The sequence below is a fragment of the Amycolatopsis sp. YIM 10 genome (assembly GCF_009429145.1).
Classification (GTDB): Bacteria; Actinomycetota; Actinomycetes; order Mycobacteriales; family Pseudonocardiaceae; genus Amycolatopsis.
Genome location: NZ_CP045480.1, coordinates 4,198,823 through 4,218,522 on the forward strand (window position 1 = coordinate 4,198,823; position 19,700 = coordinate 4,218,522).

Here is a 19,700-nt window from a genome sequence, read left to right on the forward strand (position 1 = left end):
CGTGGTCAGGGGGTGCGCCGGTACTTCGGGATGGGTCCATGGTCCTCTCGCGGTCGGTGATCGAGCCGGAAATGTCCGGTTGATCAGAGTACGAACGACGCACCTGATCAGTTCCGGATGGACACCAGGATCACCCACGAGAGGAGCCCGCGCCGGTTGGGCCACCGGCGCGGGACCAAGTACCGACTAGCAGTTGCGCATCCGGTCGACGGGGGTCCAGCTGCCGCTGGTGTCCCAGCTCCAGGCGCCAGGAGTCTTGTAGATGACGTTGCCCGCGTCGTTCATCATCTTCGCCACGGTGCCGCCGGTCTGGTTGTTGTCCCACGACCCGGGGCCGACCCAGGACTCCGGGATGTCGTAGACGCCGCAGGCGTACATGTCGATGTGCGTACCGGTGAAGTTCTGGCCCCGGTAGGCGCAGAAGTGCTTGTAGTCGGCGTATCCGCCGTCGCAGTTGACGTCGAGGGCGCCCACCGCGAGCTGGCGCGGCGCGGCCTCGCCCGGCAGGGCGATGTTGATGGTGGCGCCCGGCAGCTCGATCCGGTTCAGGGCGACCTGCTTGCCGCCGAGTTCGGCCAGGTAGGTGTTCGCCTCGGCCTGCAGGCTGGAGATCTGGGCGCCGGTCAGCCCGGCGTCCTTGCCCTGCGCGGCGAACTCCGATGGCGTGGCACCGGCCACCGCGTTCGCGCCGACCACGAGCAGGGCCGACAGACCGGCCACGGTGAGGAAGCGTCTCAGTCGCATTGCTTTTCTCCTTTGAGGAAAGGAAATTCCGACACGGAGAAAGCTATTGCGCCGCCGGAACGACGGATGCCGGTCGATCGCCCCTCATCCACTCAGCGGATACCTCTGGCGGAACCGCCGCGCTAGCGTTCTCTGGGAACGCTCCCATCCACCGCGGATCGAGGGGATTCCTTTGCCTGCTTGGCGAAAGTCGATGCTGACCCTGCTCGCCGCGGCCGCCGTGACGATCGCCGTCGCGCCGCACGCGGTGGCCGCCTACCCGAACCCGGGGCCGGTCACCGGCGACGTCAACGTGCACGACCCGTCGATGGTGAAGCGGCCGGGCGGTGGTTATCTCGTGGCACACACGGGCAACGACATCGCGCTCAAGTCCTCCCCGGACCGGACAGCCTTCCGCAACGAAGGATCCGCGTTCCCCGGCGGTGCCCCGTGGACCACGGCCTACACCGGCGGCAGCCGGAACCTGTGGGCGCCGGACCTCTCGTACCACAACGGCCGGTACCACCTGTACTACTCGGCTTCCACCTTCGGCTCGAACCGCTCGGCGATCTTCCTCGCCACCAGCACCACCGGTGCGTCGGGAAGCTGGGCGAATCACGGCCTGGTGATCGAGTCCCGGCAGTCCGACGACTTCAACGCCATCGACCCGAGCCTCCTGGTGGACGACCAGGGGCGGTGGTGGCTCAGTTTCGGCTCGTTCTGGTCCGGGATCAAGCTGGTCGCACTGGATCCCGCGACGGGCAAGCGTGCCGACTCGACGATCCGGCACCTCGCCGGTCGCGGCGGTGGCGCGATCGAGGCACCGGTGATCTTCAAGCGCGGTGCGTACTACTACCTCTTTGTGTCCTTCGACCAGTGCTGCCAGGGCGCGTCGAGCACGTACCGCGTGATGGCCGGGCGGTCGGCGAGCCCGACCGGGCCGTTCACCGATCGCAACGGCGTGGCGATGACTTCCGGCGGTGGCACCGAAATCCTGGCCTCGCACGGCGACATCCACGGTCCCGGTCATCCCGCGGTGTTCGCCGACACCGATCACGACATCCTGGCGTACCACTACTACGCGAACAACGGCGCCGCGCTGCTCGGCATCAACTGGCTCGGCTTCGACTCGGCCGGCTGGCCCTACGCGCACTAGCCGAGGCGTGGCAGTTCGCCGCGGGGTCCCGCGCTGAAGCCGGAGGCACCGGGGGAGCGGTCGAACCCGTGCCCGACCAGCCTGCCGGGCCCGATGCTGACCTCACCGGTCGGGCCGGAGGTCACCTGGCTGAGGCTGGCCGACAGATCGGCCTCGACCCCGCCCGGCAGTTTGAGCCGGACCAGGAACGGCAGCACGAAGCCCAGCGCCATCAGGCCGACCAGGATCGGCGTCAGCGTGCCGATCACCAGCGTGGTCACCTTGTCGGTGAGGAAGAACCCGAGCCACAGCGCGATCAGCAGCACCCCGGCCACCACGATGGTGCTGACGCTGCCGAGCACGCTGTTCCGCGCCACCGCCAGACTCTGCTCGGCCAGGTTCAGCACCCGCCGGGCTTCGGCGTGCGCCGGGTCGTGGTGCAGGCAGCGACGCAGGTACCGCAGCGCGCGCCGCCGGTGGAACGGCCGCGCCCGCACCTCCGGGCCGTGCTCACCGGCCTTGTAGGCGGCGATGCCCGCGACGTAGTACGGGTCGGCCTCGGTGGCGGCCAGTTCGATCGCCTGCTGCGCGCAGCTGAGCGCTTCCAGGTGCAGATCACGCCGCTGCGTGGCGTCACCGCGTTCGATCAGCAGCCTGCTCAGCGCGACCAGCAGCTGCCATCGGGGCTGGTCGCAGTCCGACCGGGCCAGCGCGGCGCGCAGCACGCGCTCGGCGGCGAGCAGGTCGCCGGGTGCCTTGACCAGCGCCAGTGCCAGCCCGATGGCGGCCGCGCCGCGTGCCGGGTCGATCACCAGCGCCTGGCGGAAGTGCCGCGCCGCGCGCCGCGCGTCCGCCCCTTCGTCCTCGGCATCGGAGTCGCGCTGGAGGTAGAGCCCGCCGAGTTCGATGTGGGCCTGGCTGTCGTACCAGTTCCGTTCGACCGCCTTCCGCAGCAGTTCCTCCGCCTCGTCGAACCGGTCCATCTGCACGAACAGGGCGCCCAGATCGACATAGCTGCCGTCGTAGGGATCGATTTCGATGGAGCGCCGGAGGTGGTGCTCGGCCTGGGGAAGATCGCCCTGGTGCGCGCGGAGCACCCCGAGGCAGGTGTGCGCGATGTGCCGCCGCGGCCGTTCGGCCAGCACTTCCCGGCACAGCCGTTCGGCTTCGGCTTCTCCGGCGGGCTCGGCCGTTCTGACCAGGGTCCAGGCCAGGCCGAGCTTCGAATCCGCGGCGTGCGGCTGAGCGTCGAGCGCTTCGCGGAAGCGGCGTTCGGCCGTCTCGTTGTCTCCCGCGGTGAACGCCACCCAGCCGAGGCAGTGCAGGACGTCGGCGCGTTCGCGGGCGTTGCCCGCCAGCTCGGCCGCCTTCTCGAACTCCTGCTGCGCGCGGGTCAGCTCACCGCGGTCACGCAGCACCCAGCCCCATTCGACCAGCAGGTCGAGGTCGAAGGTGCGGCGCCCCAATTCCGGCGCGAGCAGTTCTTCGGCTTCGCTGAACCGGCCCAGCGCACGCAGCGTGGCCGACTTGCGCACCAGGATCCAGCACGCCCGGGGTGCCCTGGCCAGTGCCTTGTCGAACCAGGACAACGCTTCCTCGTACTCGTTGCGGTCGTCGCAGAGCCTGCCCATTTCGGTGAGCAGCGCGGTCCAGCCGGGGAACTTCCCGAGCACCTCGGTCAGCGCGGCGTTGGCTTCGTCGAGCAGGCCGTTGAGGCGGAGCGCGTGGGCGAAGTGGAACTGGAAGGTGCTGCCCCACGGGTTGATCTCCACCGCGCGCCGGTGCTGCGCCAGCCTGTCGGCCGCGCGACCCATCGCGCCGTAGAGCAGGCCCAGTTCGGTGCGCAGTTCCGGGTAGTTGGGCTTGCGCCCGATCTCGCCGGGCAGGATCTCCAGCGCTTCCCCGAACCGCCGCATGATCCGCAGTTGCTCCACCAGCGAGCGCAGCGCGGCCCGGCTCTCCGGATCGAGCCGCCTGGCCCGTTCGAACTCCCGCAACGCCGATTCGTTGTCCCCGATTCCCTGGTGGACCGCGCCCAATATCAGGCGGAGGCCGACGTGCTCGGGGTAGTCCCGGACGGCCCGCGTGCCTTCGGCCAGCGCCTGGTCGAAGCGGCGCGAGTTGAGCAGCAGCCGGATCCGCCACCACCGGGTGCTGTAGTCGGCGTCGCCGATCCCGTCCAGCGTGGCCATCGCTTCGTCGACCTGGCCGAGGTCGGTCAGTTCGATCGCGAGCTGTCGCGCCAGTGTCTGCGAATGGGGTAGCTCGCGGCAGGCTTCCCGGTACAGCGCCAGCAGTTCCTCCTGCCGGTTCTGCGCACGCAGGACGGATCCCAGTTCCAGGCGCAGCGGGACGTTGCGGGGATTGGCCGCGAGCGCCGACCGGGCCACGCTCCCGGCCTCCTCGAGGTCGCGGTGGGTCCGGAGCAGCCGGACCAGCTTGATCCAGCAGGATTCGTGCTGGGGCGTCTCGCGGATCACCGCCCGGTAGGCCTCGATCGCCTCGTCGTGGCGCCCCAGATCGTGCAGGGTGGCGCCGAGCTGGTCGAGCAATCCGGTGGATTCCGGGCTGATCGCCAGTGCGTCCCGCAGCACTTCTTCGGCTTCGCCGTACCGGTGGACCCAGGTCAGTGCGGTCGCCAGATTTCTCAGGTGCAGGACCTGGCGGGGATTGAACTCGACGGCGCGCCGGAAGCAGGCCACCGCGTCCTCGTCCCGGTCCAGCCCGGCGTACACCCAGGCCAGGCTGGAAGTCAGTTCCGCGTCACCGGGAACGCGCTCGACGGCCGCACGTGCTTCGGCTTCCGCCTCGGCGTACCGGTGATAGTCGCAGAGCGTCTGGATCCGGGAGCCGAGGATGAATTGGTCGTAGGGCGCCATTTCCACGGCATCGGCCAGCGCCCGCAACGCTTCTTCCCGCTCCTCGAGCTTGTCGTGCAGCCAGGCCTGCTGCACGCGGATCCCCGAGGCGTTTTCGACGGCCTGGCGGCCGATGCGGCAGGCTTCGAAGGCTTCGGCGTCCCGGTTGAGCGCCCGCAGGGTCGACGCGCGCCAGGCGTATCCCGACGCGTTGAAGGGGTTCAGCTCGATCACCCGGTCGAACTCGGCGAGCGCGGCTTCGTGCTCCTCGAACGCGTCGAGCACCCGGCCGAGGCAGCGATGCGCTTCGTCGGACCACGGGAGCAATTCGACGGCGTGCTCGGCAGCCGTCCTGGCCTGCTCGTGCTCGGTCCTGGCGAGCAGGTAGTCGATGAGCTTCGCGTGCGCGTAGACGTCTTCCGGGTGCAGGGCGATCGCCTCGCGGCACTGCTGGGCCGCTTCGTGATAGCGGGCCTGGCGGTACTTGTTGTAGGCGTGGGCGAGCGGGAGTTCGGCCGCGTCCGGATACGCCCGGCTCGCTTCGGCGGCCGCTTCGTCCGCCTCGTCGAACCGGTTCAGGTCGCTCAGCGCGTAGATCCGCCATTCCAGGGCTTCGAGGAAATCCGGTGCTTCCTTCAGCACCCGGTCCACCTGGTCGAGCAGGAGCCGGTAGTCGCGCCGGTCGTCGCCGATCCGCCCGTAGGCCACCCGCACGAGGTGGCGGTCCGGCACGGCCGCGAGCGCGGATTCGGCCAGCGCCATGGCCTCGTCGTGGCGGTTCGCGTGGCTGAGCACCGCCACGCGAAAGGCGAGCGCGCCCTCGTGGCCGGGATCCAGCCGCGAGGCCCTTTCGAAGTATTCGAGGCCTTGGCTGTCCCGCTCGCGCTGGAAGGCGATCCGGCCGAGTTCCACCAGTGCGTCCGGACTCGACTCCACCGGCCCCAGCAGTTCGGTGACCAGTTCGCCTGCCTCGTCGTACCGGGCGCTGCGGCGGACCAGCGTGATGCGGCGTTCGGTCGCGGTGTCCACCCGCAGCAGTGGACACGGTGCCGGAGGGTGCGCGCTTCTGCCGTTCGGGCGATGCTGGTGGGCCGATGGGCGTTTCCCGGCGAATCGAGGTGCACGGTGCTGGAAGTGGCTGGTCTGCGCGAGGTCGACGTCGAGGTGTACCGGGCGGTGGTCGACCGGCGGGCGGTGACCGTGGACGAGCTGGCCGGCGTGCTGGCGCTGAGCCGCCAGCGGCTCGCTTCGGTGTTGCTGGTGCTCTGCCGCGAAGGCCTGGTGGTGCGCGACGGGGGTCGCCCCGCGCGGTTCCGGGCGGTGGCGCCGGAGGTCGGGCTCGGCCTGCTGTGCCACCGCAGGGAACAGGAACTGGAGCGCGCCCGGCTGCTCGCGGTCGAACTGCAGGAGCGGTACCGGCTCGCGATCGGCGGCCATCCCGGCGGGCTGGTCGAGGTGGTGCGGGGTACCGCGGCGGTGGCCGGGCGGGCGGACCAGATGATCCAGGCCGCGGCCGGTGAAGTGTGCTTTGTGGACAAACCGCCGTACGCGCGCTCGCCGTCGGACCTGCACCCGGTGGAACGGGAACTGCTCGCACGCGGGGTGCGCTTCCGCGGGGTCTACGACCGGACCGCGCTCGAACTGCACGACCTGCGCGCCGACCTGGAACTGGGCCTGTCGCTCGGGGAGGAGGCCAGGGTGGTCGCCGACGCCCCGCTGAAGCTGATCCTGGTCGACGACGCGATGGCATTGGTACCACTGCATTCGCACGCGCCGTCGGTGGAGGCCGCGCTGGTGGTCCACCCGTGCGCGCTGCTCGGCGCGCTCCGCGCGTTGTTCGAGTTCCTGTGGTGCGACGCGATGCCGCTGGGGCTGCCCGGCAGCCCGCAGGCCCGTGCCGAAGTTTTGTCCACTGTGGACATGCGGCTGCTGGCGCTGCTGACCACCGGCATGCCCGACCGCGGCATCGCCAAGCAGCTCGGCATGAGCTACCGGACCTTCCAGCGCCGGTTGCGCGAGCTGATGGACGTGCTCGGCGCGCGCACCCGGTTCCAGGCCGGACTGCAGGCCGCGGCGCGGGGCTGGGTCACCGTTCCGGTGGCGCAACCCCGCGCCGGGGCACCGTCACCCGGCTGACGGTTGCGCGAGCGGGTAGGCGCGGTGCGTCGTACTGGTCACCGTGTTGCCCGCGCTGTCCTTCGCCTCGGTGCGCACCGAGACCGCGCCCGCGGTGGCCGCCAGCGGCGGGTGCTGCACGGTCACCGCCCACCGCGTGTCACCGAGCGGTTTGGCCGTCGCGGCCGCCCAGGTGACCCCGTTGTCGGTGGAGTAGGTGACCTTGAGCTGGGTCACCGGACCGCCACCACGGGCGCCGCTGTGCTCGGCCGCGGCGATCTCGAAGCCGAACGGCCCACCGGCGGGCGCCCGGTTGCCGAGATCGAGCGGGAACCGGTGATCCAGCAGGATCAGCGGCTGGAACGCGCAGGCCGTGCCGTCGGCGTGGCAGTTGTACCCCGGCGGTGGTGCGTCGGCCGAGCGCGCCGAGGCGAAGGTCCAGGTCGTCTCGGTGCGCGGGGCGTGCGCGAACAGCGGTGTGCTCGGCGCGCCGGCGTGTGACTGGGCAGGCAGCACGTCGACGGTGGAAAGCCGGTACACCGCCGGTTCCGGGGCCAGCCGGTAGAGCGGGAACTGCGCGAACGGATCTCCGGCGTTGTCGCGCGGGATTTCGGTGTCGCCTCGGTAGAGGTGGGTTTCGGTGGTGACGAAGTACTTCCCGTTTTCGTACGGGCTGGTGAAGTGCCCGCCGTTGGCGTCGGCCCACTGCAGCGCCGGGGCGAACAGGTCCCCGGTGCGGCACAGCGAGCACAGCACGCGCCAGCCGTCGGCGGTCGCCGGGTACCGGGCTGGGTGGTCCGGCCGGAGTTCGACGGCAGTGCTGTGCACCGGCGCGCGGAACCAGTGCTCGTCGGGCCGGGACTTCTCGCCGGGCCGGTAGATGTTCTGCTGGTGCATCGCCAGCGAGGCCTTCTTACCGGCCGGACCGGGCCCGGACTGGGTCACCACGCGTTTCCACACCTGGCGGTCGTCGCCGGGACCGGTGTACTCGGTCCAGCTGCCGGGCACCGGGATCTTGGTGCCCTGCAACGGTTGTGTCTTCCAGCGGCCGGTGGGGAAGGCGTAGAAGTTCTTCTGCGCGGACAGCCCGGCCAGATCGGCGTGGTATCCGGTCTTGGTGGCCACCAGTTGCTGGTGGTCGACCTGGCGGACGTGCGCCGCCGGCACCCCGTTGGCGTCGAGATAGCTGAGGTTGTACATGACCTCCGGCGCGGCGCGCACGAGCAGGGACAGCGGGCTGCCCGCCTTCCGCACCAGTTCGCCCTGCTCCCAGCCGAGGGAGAGCTGGGGGAGCGGAGTACTGGTGAGGCCGGTGATCGGCAGTGCGCCGGGAACACCGGCGTAGGGCACCACGGCCACCGCACCGGCGGCCGCGGCCTGGGCGGCCGCGCTCACCGCGCCCTGCGTCACCGCGCCGACCGGATCGGCCGAACCCGGCGGAACCGGGATCCGGACCAGCGCGACCTTGCCCTTCACGTCGAGTCCGGCGAAGTCCTCCGCGCGCCCGGCACCGGCGAAGACCACCGGTGCGGTGTGCTCACCCGGCCAGGCCGCCGCGAGCGTCGGCACGTCGTAGACCGGGTTCAGCGTGGTGCCGCCCTGTTTCATCTCGACCGTGGACTGGGCCAGGGAAGCCGTGTCCTGCAAGGAGATCTCGCCGGTCTTGGCGGTCGGTGCCGCGGTGGCCCTGACCTGCCATCCGGTGGCGCCCGCGGTGAGCCCGGCCTCCCCGACGTAGCCCGGCAGCACCCGCCGCAGCATGACGGTGCGGTCGCGCTGGTCGGTCGGCGCGGGGGTGACCAGCTCCACCGGCACCGCCTTCGAGGCGTCGAGCGTGAGCTGGGCCGGGCCGCTGATCGCGGCTTCGGCCACGCTCAGCGCGCTCCACCGGCGGACCTCCAGCCCGCGTTCCATCACCCAGCCCAGCGCCGAGTACTTCCCGGCGGGCAGCGAAACCTGGCCGGTGCCGCCGACCAGATCGACCTGCTGGGTGAGCTGGCCGAGCATCGGGTCGTTGGGATAAGCGGCCCCGCCGGAGTCGTCGATCAGCTGGAGCGCGGCGAGCGTCGCCGGTTTGCCGGCGGAGTCCAGCACACGCAGGCTCACCGGGAACAGCGGTGGCGCGTGATAGGTGCTGAGCGGCGTGCGCAGCACGGTCTTGCCGTCCGGGGTGGTGGCGACCACGGTGCCGCCGTAGACGCCGGGCGCGCCCTTCGCCGGATCGGCCGTCACCTTCAGCTCGGCGGTCGACTTCGGTGGGACGGACAGGGTGCCGGTCTCCAGCCTGACACCGTCCGGTGGTGGTTTGCCGCCGTCCCACTGCTGAACGGACAGCGAAAGGCCGAAGGTCAGCGGCTGGTCGCCTTCGTTGGTGTAGGTCAGCGTCCGCCCGGTGACACCGGTGCCCGTCGGACTCCGTTCGAGCCGCCCGAAGCTGGCGGTCGCCGGCCCGGTGGCCGGCTGGGTCACCACCCGGTTCAGGTCGAGCAGGCCCGCGCCCTGTTCGTACCACCGCAGCCCCAGATCCTTCGCGGTGGACGCCAGCGCGTTCTTGAGCGCCTGTCCTGTCCACTGTGGATGTTGCTGGAGCAGCAGGGCCGCGGCCCCGGCCACGTGCGGGGTGGCCATCGAGGTTCCGGAGGCCGAGGTGTAGTCGTCGTCCGCCGGGGCGCCCATGGCGGTGCCGGTCGCGCGGGCCGCGGTGATCTCCACGCCCGGCGCGACGATCTCGGGCTTGACCAGTGCGTCGCGCAGGCGCGGGCCCCGGCTGCTGAACCAGGCCAGCTTGCCCGCGTCGTCGACCGCGCCGACGGTGAGCGCCGCGGCCGCGCTGCCCGGCGTGGTGACGGTCCGGTCGCCGGGACCGGAATTGCCCGATGCCACCACAAAAAGCGTGCCGGTCTTCGCGGACAGCTCGTCGACCTGCTCGCTCAGCGGGTCGGCGCCGTCGGTCACCCCGGCGCCCAGGCTCAGGTTGACGATCTTCGCGCCGGTGGTCACCGCCCAGTCGATCCCGGCCATCACCTGTGACGTGTCGCCTTCGCCGGTGCTGTCGAAAACCTTGGCCACCACCAGTTTCGCCGCCGGGGCGACCCCGCGGTACTTGCCACCGGAAGCGGCGCCGGTCCCGGCCGCGATCGACGCGACGTGCGTGCCGTGGCCGTGCCGGTCGGCTGTGTCACCTTCACCGCTGAAGTCGGCGGAGGCGGTCACCTTGCCCGCGAGATCCGGGTGCCCGGCGTCGATCCCGGTGTCGACCACCGCGACCGTGCTGCCGGTGCCGTCGAGTCCGGCCTGCCACGCGGTCGGCGCGCCCACCTGGACGGTGCTGCGGTCGAGCACGACCCGGACCCGGCGATCGAGGGTGAGCCTGGCTACGTCGTGGCGCAGCTGCGACGACCCGGCGGCGAGCGACTGCCAGAACTCACCCGCCCGCGCCTTGTCCACGCGCAATCCCACGGCCGAAGCGGTGGGCAGCACGGTTCGGGTTTCGGCGGCGGCCAGTGCTCCGGCCTTCTGCTCCAGCGACCGCGTGCTCGGCTCTCCGTGGTCGGCGCGGTAGTTCGCGATCACCGGGATCGTGGCGCTCTTGGTGTCGTCGCGACCGTCCTCGGCGAGTGCGTTGAGGTTGAACAGGTTCCGGTCGAGCGCACCGGTGGTGACGAACGGCAGCGCGTCGGAGGGGTAGACGAAGAACCCGTCCTGTGTGGTCATCGTGCCGAAGGAGGGCTCGGGCCTGCCGGGCGACTCGGCCGCGTCGATGTCCGCGGTGCTCCGGCCGTCCGCACCGACGGTGTAGGTGACCACGTCGCCGGTGATCAGGGTGAGCCGGTGCACCCGCGTGACACCGTCGGCGTTCATCGCGGGCGGTGGATTTGCCGACTCGGCCGCGAAAGCCGGTGCGGGCTGCGCGAAAAGCAGCAACAGCACCACGATCAGGCATCGGACCGGGGTGGTACCAGGGCGTGGGGTCATCTGGCCTCGCTCCCTCCGTGAGTCCCGTGCGCACACCCGGTGTGCCCGGGTGAACGCGGAGAGACATTTCCACTGAGGATGAGCTAGTCCACGCCGAAGGTCATCGGCCGTCGTCGGCGGATTGTCGCCGTTGGCGACTGTGCGCCAACGGCGAAGGCCCGGCCCGCCGGGTGGGCGGACCGGGCCGTGGCCTGGGATCGAGGGGTCAGTTCACCTGGCCGGGGGTGCGCTGGTGCAGGGAGAAGTCCTGCCGGTTGTTGTCGGTGTCGGTGCTGACGATGTCCCGGCTGCTCGACGCGTCGAGCTGCTCGGTGACCTGGGTCTCGGGCAGGGCGGGCTGCCCTTCCTTGGCCGCGGTGACCGAGGCCGAGAACGCGATGCCGTCGACCCTGGTGCCGGTGGGGCTGACCATCGCGACCCCGCCGTTGACCGGGATGCCCTCGGGGCCGGCCAGCAGGAACGGCACGACGTTGGTCTCGTCCTCGATGGTGCCGGAGAAGTTCTGGCTGGTGAGCACGAGGAACTCGCCGGCGTTGCCCTTGGGTGAGAGCACGATGCCCGCGGGCAGGGTGATGGTGTCGACCAGCGCGTTCTGCGGGCCGTAGACCCGCATGGTGTACCCGGTCAGGTCCACCGGGTTGTTGCTGATGTTGCGGATCTCGATGAACTCGTCCAGCGTGCCGTTCGGGCCGCGGGTCGAGACCTCGTTGATCACCACGGTGGACGAGGCCAGCGGCTGGACCTCGTCGGGCTGGCCGGCACTGGCCGCACCGGCGATCACCGGCAGGCTCAGCATGGCCAGCGCGATGGCCGAACCACTCAGCAGACGACGCATTGGTTTTTTCCTTTCCGAAAAATGGGGGACGGAAATGCGATCCGGCGCCGAATCCGTTGTGCGGATCCGTTTCCCGCCGGTGCATTTCATGTTGCCGCAATGGTGGTGACGGCGGGAAGGGGCCAGTTCCCGGTGTACTCATGCATGGCGCCGGTATCGGCGGGCCAGTGCGGCGGCCGCGCGCAGTTCCTGCGGGCAGGTGTCCAGCACCTGGCTCAGCCAGCTCCGCCAATAGGGCCCGGGAATGCGTTTACCGCGTTCCCAGCGCGATACGTCCTCCCTGGTGATACCGCTGTTCCCGGAAGCGGCCCGCAACAGGGCGGCCAGTTCGTCCTGGGAAAGCCCTTTGTCGCGGCGCGTTTCGGCGATCACGTCGAATACCGGTCTGGCCTGGCTGGACACGGCATGCCTTTCCGTCCCGTACCGGGGGCACGGGACTTCGCGAGTGGTATTTGCTGCTGGTTTCCTTACCGCTGCGGCTGCGCCGCCGGTGGGAGCGGGCAGCCGAAATCGACCCGGTTGTTGTCGGTGTCGGTGCTGAGCGCGTCCCGGGAGAGCGGGCCGGGGCAAGGGCTCGCGGCCTCGTTCTCGCGGCAGGGCGAGTCCGGTGCCACCGCGACCCCGTCCACCCGCGCCTGGTGCCCGTCGAGGAGCAGCTGGCCGGTGCCCGGCACCGAGGGCACCAGCAGGTCGGCGTCCCGCTCCCCGGCGAAGTCCAGGCCGGCGAGCACGAACGCGCCACCGCCGACGACCGTGCTGCCCGCCGGGAACCTGGCCAGCTCGGTCAGCGTGGTCCCGTGGCAGCTGAGCACGGACCAGCCGTCCAGCGGCACCGGTGCCGCGGTGGGGTTGCGCAGTTCGAGGAATCCCGCCGGACCGGCGAGCAGCTGGTGGATCCGGACCGGCGGCGCTGCCGGGCTGGGGATCCCCGCGGCGAGTGCGGCGACGACGGCCAGGTGGCACAGTCTGCTCGGCATCTGCTCCTCACCGCCCGCGGAGGTGACGTTTTCGCGGCACGACGAGGCCCGCGCCGTCCAGCCTAGGAGCGCGGACGGTACCGAGGATGTGCCGCGCGGTACTGTCCCGCGCGGGTCCGGGGTACCGCCGGTACGGCCTCACCCCGGACGGCGGGCCGGACCCGCGGCGGACGGGCCCGGCCGCAGGTCCAATGAGCGGAACAGGTCCCGCCTGCTGCTGAAGCCGAGTTTGCGCAGCACGCAGCTGACGTAGTTCTTCACCGTCTGCCTGGCCAGGTGCAGTTGGTCGGCGATCTCGTCGTTCGACCGGCGGCACAGCACCAGCGCGAGCACCTCCTCCTCGCGGGAGGTCATCGGCACGCTGTCGGGCGGGGCCGGCGGCGGGGCGGGCTGGGGCGCGGTCTCCGCGCCGACCAGCCAGGTGCGTTCACCCGCCCTGGTGCGGCGGATGGCCTCGCCGACCGCCCGGTCCCCGGCCGACTTGTGCACGAAGCTGTCCGCGCCGGCGTTGAGCGCGGCGGCCACCGCCGACGGCGAGGAATCAGCGGTCAGTACCAGCACCGCGGTACCACGCAGCGCGCGTTTCACGAAGCGGCATATCCCGATGCCGACCCGTTCCCCGGTAAGGGTGAGTTCGGTGATGACCAGATCGGGGTGCACCCGGCGGCATTTCGCCAGTGCTTCGGCACCGCTTCCGGCCTCGGCTATTTCCTGGCTTTCACCCGCCGATTCGATCAGGGTGCGCAGGGCATATCTGATCAGTGGCTGCTCATCAACCACCAGTGTGGTGACGTGTTCCACGTTACCCCTTCGCCAATTCGGGTCCGTCCGCGCGGGGTCGCGGGCGCAGAGAACTTACTACCACTCCGCGCCGCGCGGATGACACGGCCAAGCGGCACAGTTGTCCTTAATGGCTGCGGGAAACGGGTGAATTACGCCCGCCGGTGGCGGAGACCGGCGGGCGCATTTGCATTAGGTCGAGCGGAACTCCGCTTCGTCGCGGGTTTCCTCGTGGGCCAGGTCAGCCCTGCCAGGTGACCGGGAGGCGTTCGAGGTCGTACATGTTGGCCTCGGTGCGCAGCGGGACTTCGTGGACCGGGATGGCGAGTTCGAGGGTGGGGAAGCGGTTCAGCAGCGCGGGCAGCGCGGTCCGCAGTTCGAGGCGGGCCAGGTGCTGGCCGAGGCACTGGTGCACACCGTGGGCGAAGGACAGGTGCCCGCTCGCGTCGCGGGTGACGTCCAGCCCGTCCCCGTCGGCGAAGCGCCGGGGATCGCGGTTGGCGGCGTTCGGCGAAATGGCCACCGTCTGCCCGGCCCTGATCAGCTGACCGCCGATTTCCACGTCCTCCACCGCCACCCGCGCCGAGCCGCCGCCGATTCCGGTGTAGCGCAGCAGTTCCTCGACGGCCCGGTCGTTCAGGCCCGGATCCGCGCGCAGGACGGCGAGCTGGCCGGGATTGATCAGCAGCGCGAAGGTGGACATGCCGAGCACGGTGGCGGTGGTGTGCAACCCCGCCCCGAGCAGGAAGGCGCCGACCCCGGCGAGTTCGTCCTCGGTGAGGTCGCTGGTGGTCAGCTCGCTCAGCACGTCGTCGGTCGGGTTCGCCTGCTTGGCCCGCACGAGTTCGCGGAGGTACTCGGTCAGCGACGACCAGTTCGCGGTGATGTCGTCCGCGGTCACCCCGTCCCGCGCGAGCATTCCGTCCACGACGCGGCGGAACCACTCGCGATCGGCGGACGGCACCCCGAGCAGTTCGCAGATCACCAGCGCGGGAATGGGACGTGCGTAGGCCTCCATCAGATCGGCGGGGCGCGGGAGCCGTGCCAGCGCGGCGAGCCTGCTTTCGGTGATCCGGTCCACCTGCTCGGCGAGCAACCGCATCCGGCGCGCGGTGAACTTCCCGGCGAGCAGCCTGCGGAAGCGGGTGTGCTCCGGGGCGTCCAGGCCGAGGAAGTCCCCGGGCTGCGCGGGCGGCATCTCCCCGCTGAACCCGGGCAGCGGCACGTGCATCAGCTCGTAGCGATTGCTGAACGCGTGGTGCCCCAGCACTGCACGGGCTTCGTCGTACCCGGTGGCCAGCCAGCCTTCGTGCCCGTCGGGAAAGCGCATCGGGGTCAGCGGCCGTTCCTCGCGCAGCCTGGTGAGTTCGGCCGGGAGCTGGAAGGGCCGGTCCGGGAAGGAGCGGAAGAGCAGCTCCGGCTGGGTGAACAGCTCGGTCATGGGGATTCTCCCTGGGTTTCGGGCGGCGAGTGTGCTCACGCCGACTCGAGGACGATGGCGGCGGCCGGGCAGAGCATCGCGGCCTTCCGCACCGCGTCGTGCGTGTCCGCCGGGGGAGTGTCGTCGAGCAGCACCACGGTGCCGTCCTCGTCGTGCTGGTCGAACACCTGCTCCGAGGTGCGCACGCACATTCCGGCGCCGACGCACCTGCTCTCGTCCACGATCACCTTCATGCGACGAAGGTGCCGAGCCGCGATGACAGCCCGCTGACAATGCCCTGATAGCAGCCGTCAGGTCAGCAACAGGGCCGCCGCGTCCTCACGGGGGAGTGCCGCACCGCGTCGATAGGCCTGGTCGTAGGCGTCCGCGCCGAGCAGCCGGGTGAGTTCGGCGACGAGTTCGCCCAGTTCCGCGTCACCGCGGTCGAAGGTGCCGCGGATTGTCTCGCTCAGGCCGAGCGCGGTTGCCGCGCCGACGTGGTCGCCTTCGAGGAACCGCAGGCGGGCCACGTGCTGCGCGGCCGAGGCGAGGTCGTGCTGGGCCGAGGCCGTGCTGAGGGTCGCGGGCAGCAGTGCACGCGCGCCGGCGGTGTCACCGGCGGTGAGGCGGTTCGCAATCCGCGCCGACGCGATCGCGTCCCTGACCGCTTCGTCGGGCAGGGACGCTTCGCGGGCGACGTCGAGCAGCCGGTCGAGTTCGCGATCGGACCGCGCGGGATCCCCGGCGCGGCGGTGCAGGTCGGCCAGTCCGATCGCGGTGATCACTTCGAGCAGGTGCTGCCCGCTGCTCGCTGCCAGCTCTCGCGCGGTGGCCAGGTCCTGCCGGGCGCCGTCCAGGTCTCCGGCGCGCAGCCGCTCGATGGCCAGGCCGATCCGGTAGGACAGGTCGCCCGGCGGGGCGAGTTCGACCGCCCGGCGGTAAGCGGCGACGGCCGCGTTGTGGTCGCCGCCGATCGAGCGCACGTGTGCGACCCCGGACAAGGCCATCGCGGTGAACACGCGGTCACCGGTCTCCTCGAACGCCCGCAGCGCTTCGGCGGTCGCGGCGGTGACGCCCGCCCAGTCCCCGTGGTCGTAGCGCACGAACGTCTCCACCAGGTACGTGCACGCCCGTGCCCAGTCGTCGGTGCCCTCGCGCACCGCGCGGATCTCCCGGTCGACCAGATCGCCCAGTCCCAGCAGGTAGGCCGCGGTCAGGGTGGCCATCATGAGCGTCGGGTAGCGGCGCATCGCCCCGGTGCGCACGCACTCTTCGGCCAGCTCGCGCACCTGCCCGGCGTCCTCCGGCAGCGGACCGGCCCCGGTGAACAGGTGGTACGCGGTGAAGGCCGCCCGCGCGTCCTCGGGCAGCGCGTCGCCGAGGCCGAGCACACCGGCCACGAACCCGTCGGCACGGCCGTCGAAGCGCACCGTGTTCCAGTACCAGCACAGCGGGGCGAGCAGCCGGGCCGCGCTCCCGGCGTCCCGGCCGTCGATGGCCGAGCGCAGCGCGAGCAGTAGGTCGTCGTACTCGGTCTCGAACAGTTCCAGCGACTCCTGCTGCGCGGCGGACCGCAGCAGCGGCTCGTGCCGTTCGGCCAGCTCGGCGAAGTACTTCGTGAACCGGTCTTCGACCGCGGTGCGTTCGGCGTCACCCAGTTTTTCGCCCAGGTGCGCGCGAATGCTCTCCAGCATCCGGTACCGCTCGCCCACAGTGTCCGCAATGTCCACTATGGACTTGTCCACCAGTGAGCCGAGGAGGTAGGCGACGTCTTCGGCGGGCAGGTCCTCGTCCGCGCAGACCGACTCGATCGCCACCGCGCCCGCCCCGGTCGGGAACACCGCGAACCGCATGGCCAGCAGGCGTTCCGGGGCGGTGAGCAGGTCCCAGCTCCATTCGATCACCGCGTGCAGCGTGCGCTGGCGCGGCTTCGCGGCGCGATTCCCGGTGGACAGCAACCGGAACCGGTCGTCGAGCCGGCGGGCGATCTGCGCGACGCTCATCGACCGCAGCCGGGCCGCGGCCAGTTCCAGCGCCAGCGGCAGCCCGTCGAGCCGCCGCACCACCTCGACCGATTCATCCACTGTGGACTCGGTCAGGGCGAACCCGGGCCGCACGGCCGCCGCCCGGTCGAGGAACAGCCGCACCGCCGGGGATCCTGCGGCGTCGGTGAAATCACCACGCCGCCGCGGCAGGGCCAGCGGGCCGAGGCGGCAGAGCGCTTCACCCAGTACGCCCAGCGGTTCGCGGCTGGTGACCAGTACCCGGAGCCTGGGCAGGCGCTCCAGCAACCGCCCGGTCAGTTCCGCGACGGCTTCGGTGACCTGTTCGCAGTTGTCCAGCACGAGCACCGCTTCGCCGCCGCCGAGCAACTCGGCCACGCGCTCCACCGGATCCGTGGTCCCGGTGGGTGAACGGCTGGTCGTGGTGCTGAGCGCGCCGAGCACCGCGTCGGCCGGGTCGTCCACCCCGGCGAGCGGGACCAGCCACAACCGGCCCTGCCGGTGGGTGTGCTGCCGCGCCGCGGCCTCGATGGCCAGCCGGGTTTTGCCGACCCCGCCCGGCCCGGCGACGGTGACCAGCCGCGCGGTGGACAGCAGTTGCCCGAGCAGTTTCAGCTCGTCGTCCCGGCCGACGAAGCTGGTCAGCGGTGCGGGCAGGCGACCGGGTGCGGGCCGGGCGGCCGGTTCCCCGCGCAGGACGGCCAGATGCGCGTCCCGCACTTCCGCGGCCGGGTCCACGCCCAGTTCGTCGGCGAGCGTGCCGCGGATCTTTTCGTAGGCGGCCAGCGCGTCGGACTGGCGCCCGGTCGCCGCGAGCGCGCGCATCCGCAGTGCGGCAAGGCGTTCCCGCAACGGGTGGGCGTCGGCGGTGGCGGTCAGGTCGGCCAGGATCTCGGCGTGGTGGCCGAGACGCGATTCCGCCTCGAACCGGTCTTCGATGGCCGTGAGGCGCAGTTCCTCCAGCCGGGTCGCCGCCGCTTCGGCGAACGGTGCGCCGCGGACGTCGGCCAGCGCGTCGCCACGCCACAACGCGAGCGCCTCACGCAGGGTTTCCGCGGCCCGCTGGGGAGAATCAGCCAGCTCGCGTCGCCCACGCGCGGCCAGTTCCTCGAACCGGCACGCGTCCACGTCCCGCGCTTCGGCGGCCAGCCGGTACCCCGTACCCGCCGACTCCACCACCACGTTGTCCCGCAACGCCTTGCGCAGCCGGTAGACCAGTGCGTGCAGCGCGTTCACCGCCTCGGCGGGCGGGTTCGCGCCCCAAAGGCCGTCGATCAGCGCGTCGGCCGAGACGACCTCGCCGGGCGTGAGCGCCAGCCGGGCCAGCAGCATGCGCAACCGCGCGGACACCGGTGCGTCCCCGGACCGGACCGGCCCGAGCAGCACGATCCGCATGCAAACCCCCGTCCTCCGCGGTGACACCCCTCGACGGCCATCGTAGAGGGCGGGGCGGTCAGCGGCGGGCCGGGACGGGCAATTTCCAACTGCCGATTTGTTTTCATCCAGTGCAAGCGGGCTGGTTTTTCCCGGTAATTGCCTAAAATGACGCAACATGCCGGTGAGAGACTTGGGGGCGCTATGAGCATTGTGCGTGAGGAATACCGGTGGAACCCGGTGCTCGACCGGGCGGCCGCGCCGCCGCCGGAATCGTTGGGGGAGGCGGTGGTCGATCTCGGGGCGATCGCGCACAATACCGCTCTTCTGCGTTCGCGCGGTTCCGGAGAGTTGATGGCGGTGGTCAAGGCGGACGGTTTCGGGCACGGCATGGTGCCGGTCGCCGAAACCGCGCTCGCGCACGGCGCCACCTGGCTCGGGGTGACCTCGCTCGCCGAGGCGATCTCGCTGCGCGACGCCGGGATCACCGCCCCGGTGCTGAGCTGGATCCACCTGCCCGACGAGGACTTCGCCCCGGTCATCGCGCGCGACGTGGACCTTTCGGTGTCCTCGCGGGCGCACCTCGACGGGGTGGCCGCGAGCGCCGAGCGCGCCGGGAAGTGTGCCCAGGTGCACCTCAAGCTGGACACCGGCCTCTCCCGCAACGGCGCGCTCGCCGAGCAGTGGCCCGAACTGGTCGCCGCCGCGCGGGAACTCGAGCGTGCCGGGCTGGTGCGCGTGCGCGGGATCTGGTCGCACCTGATCAGCGGCGACCACCCCGGCGACCCGTCCGTCCGGCTCCAGCTCGGTCGGTTCGAGGAGGGATTCGCGCTGGCCAGGGCCGCGGGACTGGATCCGGCGCTCCGCCACCTGGCCAACTCGGCGGCCGTGCTGACCGCGCCCGGCACGCACTTCGAACTGGTGCGCGCGGGCATCGCGCTGTACGGGGTGGAACCGCTGCCGGGGCGGTACTCCGGGCTCCGGCCCGCGATGACGTTGCGCACCAGGACGAACCTGGTGCGGCGCGTCCCGGCGGGCACCGGCGTGTCGTACGACCACGAGTACGTGACCGCCCGCGAGACCACGCTGGCGCTGGTCCCGCTCGGCTTCGCCGACGGCGTGCCGCGCCGCGCGACCGGGAGCGCCGAGGTGCTCCTGCTCGGGCGCCGGTGCCGGGTGGCCGGCCGCGTGGCGATGGACCAGTTCGTCGCCGAGGCGGGTGACGCGCCGGTGCGCATCGGGGACGAAGTACTGGTATTCGGTCCCGGAACGCGAGGTGAACCGACCGTGGCCGAATGGGCACACTGGGCGCAGACAAATCCGCACGAGATTCTGACCGGCATCGGAAATCGGGTACCACGGCGTTATCTTCCGGCAATTCCGTCGAATGGCAGCAATGGCGGTGTGGCGGCCGATTCGCAATAACCGGTGGTAGTGTCCTCCGGCACGGGAACAATGTGGCATCACCATTTCTGGTCGATCCGGAGTGATTCGTAAGAAAAAGT

General features: G+C 71.1%; 13 protein-coding genes. 3 read left to right on the forward strand and 10 right to left on the reverse strand.

Annotated features, from left to right (window positions below):
* Window positions 1–186 precede the first annotated feature (186 nt).
* The gene (locus YIM_RS20295) at window positions 187–744 is read right to left on the reverse strand and encodes a hypothetical protein (RefSeq protein ID WP_153031848.1); all 558 of its coding nucleotides are present in this window, start codon (window positions 742–744) and stop codon (window positions 187–189) included.
* A 172-nt stretch (window positions 745–916) separates the two neighbouring features.
* Between YIM_RS20295 and YIM_RS20300 the strand changes: the two genes are divergently transcribed.
* Complete coding sequence (locus YIM_RS20300; protein ID WP_370469001.1) at window positions 917–1,879, forward strand: arabinan endo-1,5-alpha-L-arabinosidase; 963 nt, start codon at window positions 917–919, stop codon at window positions 1,877–1,879.
* Here the strand turns inward: YIM_RS20300 and YIM_RS20305 are convergent.
* A complete protein-coding gene (locus tag YIM_RS20305) occupies window positions 1,876–5,745 on the reverse strand; it encodes a tetratricopeptide repeat protein (protein ID WP_194240228.1) in 3,870 nt (1,289 codons plus the stop codon). The two genes, YIM_RS20300 and YIM_RS20305, sit on opposite strands and share 4 nt — an antisense overlap.
* Before the next feature lie 105 nt (window positions 5,746–5,850).
* Here YIM_RS20305 and YIM_RS20310 point away from each other — a divergent pair, with 105 nt between their 5' ends.
* Window positions 5,851–6,852 (forward strand): helix-turn-helix domain-containing protein, encoded by a 1,002-nt coding sequence (locus YIM_RS20310; protein WP_370469002.1) that lies wholly within the window; start codon window positions 5,851–5,853, stop codon window positions 6,850–6,852.
* Here YIM_RS20310 and YIM_RS20315 read toward each other — a convergent pair.
* From YIM_RS20315 to YIM_RS20350, 8 genes are all read right to left on the reverse strand, one after another.
* Complete coding sequence (locus YIM_RS20315) at window positions 6,841–10,806, reverse strand: S8 family peptidase (protein ID WP_228004850.1); 3,966 nt, start codon at window positions 10,804–10,806, stop codon at window positions 6,841–6,843. The two genes, YIM_RS20310 and YIM_RS20315, sit on opposite strands and share 12 nt — an antisense overlap.
* 205 nt (window positions 10,807–11,011) lie before the next feature.
* Window positions 11,012–11,641: a lamin tail domain-containing protein gene (locus YIM_RS20320; RefSeq protein ID WP_153031851.1), complete on the reverse strand. Its 630-nt coding sequence runs from the start codon at window positions 11,639–11,641 to the stop codon at window positions 11,012–11,014.
* A 138-nt stretch (window positions 11,642–11,779) separates the two neighbouring features.
* The gene (locus YIM_RS20325) at window positions 11,780–12,043 is read right to left on the reverse strand and encodes a helix-turn-helix transcriptional regulator (protein ID WP_153031852.1); all 264 of its coding nucleotides are present in this window, start codon (window positions 12,041–12,043) and stop codon (window positions 11,780–11,782) included.
* 65 nt (window positions 12,044–12,108) lie between these two features.
* Window positions 12,109–12,618: a lamin tail domain-containing protein gene (locus YIM_RS20330; RefSeq protein WP_153031853.1), complete on the reverse strand. Its 510-nt coding sequence runs from the start codon at window positions 12,616–12,618 to the stop codon at window positions 12,109–12,111.
* 138 nt (window positions 12,619–12,756) lie between these two features.
* Window positions 12,757–13,419: a response regulator transcription factor gene (locus YIM_RS20335; protein WP_228004851.1), complete on the reverse strand. Its 663-nt coding sequence runs from the start codon at window positions 13,417–13,419 to the stop codon at window positions 12,757–12,759.
* A gap of 220 nt (window positions 13,420–13,639) precedes the next feature.
* Window positions 13,640–14,839 carry a cytochrome P450 gene (locus tag YIM_RS20340; protein ID WP_153031854.1) on the reverse strand — a complete coding sequence of 400 codons (1,200 nt, stop codon included), beginning with the start codon at window positions 14,837–14,839 and terminating at the stop codon, window positions 13,640–13,642.
* 35 nt (window positions 14,840–14,874) lie between these two features.
* On the reverse strand, window positions 14,875–15,072 hold the full coding sequence (locus tag YIM_RS20345; protein ID WP_153031855.1) for a ferredoxin: 198 nt from the start codon (window positions 15,070–15,072) through the stop codon (window positions 14,875–14,877).
* A gap of 57 nt (window positions 15,073–15,129) precedes the next feature.
* Window positions 15,130–18,216 carry a BTAD domain-containing putative transcriptional regulator gene (locus YIM_RS20350; protein WP_153031856.1) on the reverse strand — a complete coding sequence of 1,029 codons (3,087 nt, stop codon included), beginning with the start codon at window positions 18,214–18,216 and terminating at the stop codon, window positions 15,130–15,132.
* A 183-nt stretch (window positions 18,217–18,399) separates the two neighbouring features.
* Between YIM_RS20350 and alr the strand changes: the two genes are divergently transcribed.
* Window positions 18,400–19,620 (forward strand): alanine racemase, encoded by a 1,221-nt coding sequence (gene alr / locus YIM_RS20355; protein ID WP_153031857.1) that lies wholly within the window; start codon window positions 18,400–18,402, stop codon window positions 19,618–19,620.
* Window positions 19,621–19,700 lie beyond the last annotated feature (80 nt).